This is a genomic window from candidate division KSB1 bacterium, from assembly GCA_022566355.1.
Lineage (GTDB): Bacteria > Zhuqueibacterota > JdFR-76 > JdFR-76 > DREG01 > JADFJB01.
This window is the reverse complement of sequence record JADFJB010000174.1, coordinates 1-6,580: the sequence shown is the minus strand read 5'-3', so window position 1 is coordinate 6,580 and position 6,580 is coordinate 1. Positions and strand designations below refer to the sequence as shown.

Annotated in this window: 7 protein-coding genes; 2 read left to right on the top strand and 5 right to left on the bottom strand. The window is 39.6% G+C overall.

The genetic code is table 11. The features are described 5' to 3' along the window. From IIC38_19375 to meaB, 5 genes are all read right to left on the bottom strand, one after another. The coding region (locus IIC38_19375) for an FAD-dependent monooxygenase (protein ID MCH8128086.1) at positions 1-87 on the bottom strand (87 nt) is incomplete at its 3' end. 263 nt (positions 88-350) lie between these two features. Then, positions 351-1,901, bottom strand: coding sequence for an acyl-CoA carboxylase subunit beta (locus IIC38_19370; GenBank protein ID MCH8128085.1), 1,551 nt, complete (start codon positions 1,899-1,901; stop codon positions 351-353). 4 nt (positions 1,902-1,905) lie between these two features. Beyond that, positions 1,906-2,319, bottom strand: coding sequence for a cobalamin B12-binding domain-containing protein (locus IIC38_19365; GenBank protein ID MCH8128084.1), 414 nt, complete (start codon positions 2,317-2,319; stop codon positions 1,906-1,908). A 167-nt stretch (positions 2,320-2,486) separates the two neighbouring features. Further along, positions 2,487-4,148, bottom strand: a complete 1,662-nt coding sequence (locus IIC38_19360; protein MCH8128083.1) for a methylmalonyl-CoA mutase family protein — start codon at positions 4,146-4,148, stop codon at positions 2,487-2,489. Between the two features lie 198 nt (positions 4,149-4,346). Continuing rightward, positions 4,347-5,279 (bottom strand): methylmalonyl Co-A mutase-associated GTPase MeaB, encoded by a 933-nt coding sequence (meaB, locus tag IIC38_19355; protein ID MCH8128082.1) that lies wholly within the window; start codon positions 5,277-5,279, stop codon positions 4,347-4,349. Positions 5,280-5,541: 262 nt separating this feature from the next. Between meaB and IIC38_19350 the strand changes: the two genes are divergently transcribed. Both IIC38_19350 and IIC38_19345 read left to right on the top strand, forming a co-directional pair. Then, entirely contained in the window at positions 5,542-5,721 is a 180-nt protein-coding gene (locus IIC38_19350) for a hypothetical protein (protein MCH8128081.1), read from the top strand. Beyond that, positions 5,718-6,026, top strand: coding sequence for a hypothetical protein (locus IIC38_19345; GenBank protein MCH8128080.1), 309 nt, complete (start codon positions 5,718-5,720; stop codon positions 6,024-6,026). Before IIC38_19350 ends, IIC38_19345 begins: the two co-directional genes overlap by 4 nt. Positions 6,027-6,580: the final 554 nt, after the last annotated feature.

The window sequence follows — 6,580 nt, the reverse complement described above, 5'->3', positions numbered from 1 at the left end:
CAAACCGGCTTTGCTTAATAACGCCGCACAAGTTGAACCGGCGGGTCCGCCACCTACCACTATGACATGAAATTCATTGGATTGCATAATATTATTACAGTGTAAAAGTTTATTTTAGCAAACTTTTTATTGATGGTCGTAACTATTCAGCCATTGGCTTTTAGCTGTTGGCCTTTAGCTTACTGATGAGATTGTTTATCATTTTTTGTTCACTATTTAACTGATCTATTATCACTTTTTTATTTGTTTACCGATGGCAAATATCTTCATTGCAAATATTCAGAGTCCTATATTTTTCCTTTAATTTAGCAATCCCGAAGCGTCGGGATGCCAATAGCTGAATAGGATAATTAAAGTGGAATATTTCCGTGTTTCTTTCTTGGATTTTGGTCGACCTTATTTTTGGTCATTTCGAGAGCCTTGATTAATTTAGGCCGAGTTTCTGACGGTTCAATCACATCATCTATATATCCACGTTCGGCTGCGATATAAGGATTTGCAAATTTTTCCCGGTATTGACTAGCCATTTCTTCAGTTGTCTTCAGTCGATCTTTCGATTCTTCGATCTCTTTGCGAAATATGATCTCAACAGCGCCTTTCGGACCCATAACCGCAATTTCAGCAGATGGCCATGCAAGGTTAACATCACCCCTGATGTGTTTACTACTCATAACATCATAAGCACCGCCATAGGCTTTTCTAAGAATCACAGTAATTTTTGGTACCGTTGCTTCACAATAAGCATATAACAATTTGGCGCCATTTCGGATGATTCCGCCCCATTCCTGATCGGTTCCCGGCAAAAATCCAGGCACATCTACAAATGTGATTATCGGGATATTAAAAGCATCACAGAAACGAACAAACCTCCCTGCTTTAATGGATGAATTGATATCCAACACACCTGCCAAAAATGCAGGTTGATTTGCAACAATTCCTACAGGTGAACCATTAAGATGTGCAAAACCGACGACGATATTTTGGGCAAAATATTCATGTATTTCAAAAAATTTACCGTCGTCAAAAACTCGAAACAGTACTTCTTTAACATCATACGATTTATTGGAATTTTCAGGAACTATAGTATTCAGCGTATCGTCAACTCTACTCGGATCGTCATCGTTTTCCTCTGTTATCGGATCGTCTAGATTATTTTGCGGCAGATATTGCATCAATTCTCTAACACGCTCAAGTAAGTCAACTTCATTTTCTGAGATTAAATGAGCTATTCCACTTTTGGTTGCATGAGTTTCAGCACCACCCAAGTCTTCGAAAGAAACCTCCTCATGCGTAACTGTTTTTACAACATTTGGACCCGTTACAAACATGTAGCTGTTATTTTTAACCATGAAAACAAAGTCCGTAATGGCAGGCGAATATACTGCACCACCGGCACAGGGCCCTAAAATTACTGAAATCTGGGGAATGACTCCGGAAGCCAAAGTATTGCGCAGAAAAATATCCGCATAGGCTCCAAGACTAACCACACCTTCCTGAATCCTCGCGCCACCAGAATCGTTCAGGCCAATAATTGGAGCACCGTTTTTTAAGGCCAGGTCCATTAATTTGCAAATTTTCTTGCCGTGCGATTCCGAAAGAGAGCCGCCAAGAACAGTAAAATCCTGGGAAAAAACGAATATTTTTCTCCCATTGATGGTACCGTATCCGATGATTACACCGTCACCGAAATAACGTTGTTTATCCAGGTCAAAATCACGGCTGCTGTGACGTACCAGCATATCAATTTCTTCAAAGCTGTTTTCGTCCAGGAGCAGGTTGATCCGCTCTCTCGCGCTTAATTTACCTTTTTTGTGTTGAGTATCAATTCTTTTTTGTCCACCCCCTAATAATGCTTGAGACTTTAACTTGCGTAGATTTTCAATTCTTGGATCGATTGCCATAGTTTTAATCAGACTTTGTTTTTTTAGAGTGCCATTCCTTGATATATTCAATGATTGCCGATGTATTTGTGCCAGGCCCAAATAACTTACCCACCCCAAGTTTGGTCAGATCTTCGGCATCTTCCTTAGCTATGATGCCGCCTCCCGTAAGTAAAACATCATTCAATCCGGCATCGTCTAGTTTCTTTTTCACATCAGGGAAGATCGTCATATGAGCTCCTGACAAAATGCTTAACCCGATTACATCCACATCTTCTTGCAAAGCAGCTTCGACAATCATCTCAGCTGTTTGTCTTAATCCTAAATAAATAACTTCCATGCCAGCATCACGAAGAGCGCCGGCTATTACTTTCGCACCACGATCATGTCCATCCAACCCGGGTTTAGCAATCAGAACCCTGATTTTCCGATCTGTCATTTATGGCTCCTTTTCATATCAAAAGATTTCACAAAATATGAATTGTCATCTTGATCACCATTCAACTTCACCAAGAGTGCCTAAAACTGCACTCGCGATGATACCGCGAAATGATTGAAGAATACGTAATTTGTAATATCCAAAACTCATTACAAACAACTCATAATTTAAAAAGTCGCTGCCTCCAGGTACTCGCCAAATTCCTCACGTAAAACTTGCACCATCTCACCAATTGTAACATAATTTCTGGCACATGCCAGTAAGTGCGGCATCATATTATTGCCATGAATTGCACTCTCTCGCAAACCGGAAAGACTTGATTGAGCCTCTGTATCACTTCTTTGCGCTCTAATTTGTTGCAACGCTTTTATTTGATCCTTTTCTACCTGGGGGTCTATTCTTAAAATTGGGATTTCGATTTTTTCTTCTACTTCAACATATTCATTAACACCGACTATGATCCTTTCATTAGAATCAATTTCTTGCTGATAAAGTGATGCGGCCTTAGAAATTTCTCTCTGGAAATATCCCAATTCTATAGCGGAAATAACGCCGCCCAGTTCTTTAATCTTCTCAAAATACTTTTCGGCTTCCTCCTCCATTTTCGTTGTTAGAGATTCAACAAAATAGGATCCTGCCAGTGGATCTATGGTATTGGACACACCGGTTTCATGGGCAATAATTTGTTGGGTTCGCAAAGCAATTTTTGCAGCTTTTTCAGATGGCAATGCCCATGTTTCGTCCATAGAATTAGTATGGAGTGATTGTGTGCCTCCCAACACACCGGCAAGAGCTTGGCAAGCTGTGCGAACAATATTGTTTTCAGGTTGCTGAGCGGTTAAAGAACAGCCAGCCGTTTGTGTATGAAAACGCAACAACCAGGACTTTGGGTTTTTTGCTTTATAACGCTCACGCATGTGCCGAGCCCAAATTCTTCTTGCTGCTCTGTATTTAGCAATTTCCTCAAAGAAATCAAGGTGGGCATTGAAAAAGAAAGATAGTCGGGGAGCAAAATCATCAATATCCATTCCCACCTTTATCGCAGCTTCCACATAAGCAAAACCATCGGCCAATGTAAATGCAAGCTCCTGCACTGCCGTAGAACCTGCTTCGCGAATATGATATCCACTGATAGAAATCGTGTTCCATTGAGGCACTTCCTGTGTACAATATTCCATCATATCCATAATGATACGCATGGATTGGCCAGGAGGAAATATATATTCTTTCTGAGCAATGTATTCTTTTAAAATGTCATTTTGAACTGTTCCGCGTATTTTATCCTTAGGCACACCTTGTTTTTCTGCAACGGCAAAATACATTGCTAGTATCATTGCAGCTGGAGAGTTAATGGTCATGGAAGTGCTTACTTTATCTAATGGGATTCCCTTAAATAAAATTTCCATATCATCAAGAGTGTCTATTGCAACCCCGCAAACTCCCACCTCTCCTTTGCTCATCGGATCATCCGAATCATAACCCATTAATGTGGGTAAATCAAAGGCGGTTGAAAGACCGGTTTGGCCATGTTCTAACAGGTAATGGAATCTTTCATTGGTATCTTTAGGACTGGCAAATCCGGCAAATTGACGCATTGTCCACAATTTGCCGCGATACATATTATGATGAACACCGCGAGTATATGGATATTCGCCCGGGAATCCAATATCCCGATTGTAATCGATATTTTCAAGATCATCCGGCGTGTACAAATCCTCAATTTCCATAGAAGAAGTGGTAACAAATTTCTTCTTCCGGTCTTTACCTTTGGTCTGCTTGTCCTTTTCCCATCTTTCTTTTTCTACTTTAAACTTTGTAGGATCTATCATTTAATACTCCAAATATTTTCTTTATTAACCTGAATAATTTATTGCCTCCAAGACTCGAAGGCTCAAAGCTTTTAGAAAAAAGTATATATAGTTTGATTATCTTTTTAACTCCAAAATCAGTTTTCGCCACTTTTAATTATAACTTTTATATTCTTAGAGACTTCGCGTCTTTGTGGCAAAAAGGATCAGCTTGAAATATCATTTCAAAATTTTCTCCAACGCTTCGTTATAAGATAGTTTTCCATTCAAAATTTCTTCGATATATTGTTCAAAATCTACAAGTTTTTTCGGATTCCAAAATTGTTTAAATATTTTTTGATTCACCTTGGATTTCAGACGATCATGTGTCCTTTCTCGTCTTTTATTTTCCAAAACATTATTATCTTCCAAATAGGCCTTATGCTTTGTCAGCTGTTCAAATAATTTATCAAAGCCTTCTCCGGTATTTGCAACTGTTTGGACGATTGATGGCCACCAGCCATTATGAGATCGATTTAAATGTAAAACCGAATTTAAGTCCGTATAAGCGCGTTTTGCATATTCATGATCGGATTTGTTTAATACAAAAATATCGGCGATTTCCATCAAACCGGCTTTCATTGCTTGAATGCTGTCACCGGATTCGGGCACCAAAACCACCAAAATCGTGTCTGCAGCCTGCACCACATCCAATTCTGATTGGCCGACACCAACTGTTTCTATAAAAATAATATCTTTGCCAAAAGAATCAAATACATCTGCAATTTCCTGGGTAGTATGAGCCAATCCTCCCAAACTCCCTCTCGTTGCCATACTGCGAATAAAAACTCCCGGATCTTGCTGAATCGAGTTCATGCGAATACGATCACCCAGTATAGCTCCTCCTGTAAATGGGCTGGTTGGATCGACAGCAATCACCCCCACCGTTTTCCCATCTTGACGAAATTGAACAACCATTCTGTCCAAAAGTGTACTTTTACCGGCGCCAGGTGGGCCTGTAACTCCTATGCGGAATGAACCTTTGCTTTGCTTTAACACTTCATCAAGAACAGGATCACGGGAATTGTGACTATTCTCGGCTTTGGTAATCATACGCGCTAATGCAAGCCGGTCACCATCGAAGAATTTGTTTAGAATATCAGATTGTTTCATTTCTTAGTAATTTAGTTAGAACCAAATACATATTAAAATATTAATATTTTAATATATTACAATTTTTCCTATTCACCTAAATTTAAGTAAGAAATAAACTTAAACCAGTGAATTGCAAAGTTTAATCAAAATCTTATGAAGTTGAAGATTTTGGCGAGGAGATTTTTTAATGAAGACTTTTCCTTTCTAAATTTTATTCTTGTTATGAACATAAAGAAATAAAGAATAATACTTTGTTCATAGGAAATGAGGAGGTGAAATTATGAAAACAGTTGATTTAGCAAAAGAAAAGCTTTCAATAGATAAAATATTAAGTTTGGCCAAATTAGACGCAGTGATAATCCAAGGAACAGATGGTGTACAGTATATTTTGGAAGAAGCTGATGAATTTGAAAAAGAAGTCGCTACTTTAGGAAAAAACGAGCAGTCGATAATTATATGATAAATCTTACTGGTAAATGGATGGGAAACCTCAGTGGAACGAACGCGGGTGAATTCGTTTTAGACTTAGATCACACGGCAGGCCGTATTTATGGAACTGGACAATTTTACGAACCTGGGCTTGGCGGATATAAATATACAGTTCAAGGTTTGACCCAAGAGGACCGATTCGCCATCGATTTAACCCCGCATCAAAAAGTGGGATGGAATTGTATCCATTTTTTGTCATGTCCCAGTACAGCTAAGAAAGAAACTGCACAAAAAAGTAGTAAAAGGGCTCAAAAACACCGGAGTTTTACTGCTTGAAGCCTATACACGGAAACAACTAAAGCATGGTACTGGTGGCCCGCCTTCAGAAGATTTGATGATGTCGGAAAAACTATTGCGTCAAGAGTTAATAGGGTTGAGGTTTAGTCATTTACTCGAACTTGAGCGTGACGTAGTGGAGGGAACGCGTCATTTTGGTGTTGGTGCAGATGCCAGATGCTGGATACTGGATACTGGATGCTAGATGCCAGATGCCAGATGCTGGATGCTGGATGCTAGATGCCGGATGCCGGATACCGGATGATGCTAGAGGAATAAGGTATAAGAAATAAGAAAATTAGATGGTTGATTGTTGGAATTCCCCTCTTTGAGAGGCTGCGTCCTGAGCTTGACGAAGGGGGAAGAAAATCCCGCCTGGCAGGCTGTCGCAGAATAGGCAAAAAGCCTGGAATTGTCATCCTGAACGGAGTGAAGGATCTTGTTTGAAACTCGTTGTAACTCAAGTATAATCAAGTTATTAAGGGCTGTACCAACAAGATTCTTCGCTGGCGCTCAGAATGACATTTTAATGATATTGCGCATTCTGCGACAGC